This window comes from Streptomyces sp. HSW2009 (assembly GCF_040240285.1).
Classification (GTDB): Bacteria; Actinomycetota; Actinomycetes; order Streptomycetales; family Streptomycetaceae; genus Streptomyces.
Window position 1 is genome coordinate 1 of sequence record NZ_JBEHZD010001109.1, and the last position, 751, is coordinate 751.

Annotated in this window: 1 protein-coding gene; it reads right to left on the reverse strand. The window is 77.6% G+C overall.

The window, feature by feature from the left end; translation table 11 throughout:
* Positions 1 to 170 precede the first annotated feature (170 nt).
* A partial coding sequence (locus AAHZ94_RS34795) for an aminotransferase class IV (protein ID WP_349997654.1) occupies positions 171 to 751 on the reverse strand: 581 nt, incomplete at its 5' end.

Below are 751 nucleotides of genomic sequence, written 5' to 3' on the forward strand. Positions count from 1 at the left end.
CCCGGCCCCCCGGGGCGGGCGGTCCGGCGCGGGCCGGGGGGGCCCCCGGGGCGGGGGGGGGCCCCCCGCGGCGCCCCGCGCCCCCCCGCGGGGGGGGGGGGGGGGGGGGGGCCGTCGTGTCCGCTGGGGACGGGGCCGCGCTGGGGCGGACCGGTCGCTCAGCGGGGTCCTCAGCCGAGCGGGTGGCGCCAGCCGTGCGGGTCCGGGGCGGCACCGGTCTGGACGTCGAGCAGCGCCTGGCGCAGCTTCATGGTGATCTCGCCGGGCTGGCCGTCGCCCACCGTCCAGTCGGCACGGGCGGACTTGACGGAGCCGACCGGGGTGATGACCGCGGCGGTGCCACAGGCGAAGACCTCGGTCAGCGTCCCGTCGGCGTTGGCGTTCTTCCAGTCGTCGACGGAGATCCGGCCCTCTTCGAAGCCGTACCCGAGGTCCTCGGCGATGCGCAGCAGCGATGCGCGCGTGATGCCGGGCAGCAGCGAGCCGGACAGTTCGGGGGTGACGATGCGCACCGCGTCGCCGTCACGGTAGACGAAGTAGAGGTTCATGCCGCCCATCTCTTCGATCCACCGCCGCTCGATGGCGTCGAGCCAGACGACCTGGTCGCAGCCCTTCTCGGCGGCCTGGGCCTGAGCGACCAGCGAGGCGGCGTAGTTGCCGCCGGCCTTGGGGGGGCCGGGGGGGCCGGGGGGGGGCCCGCCGGGGGCCCCCCCCCGCCCCCCCCCCCCCCCCGCGCAGAATAAAATCAGAC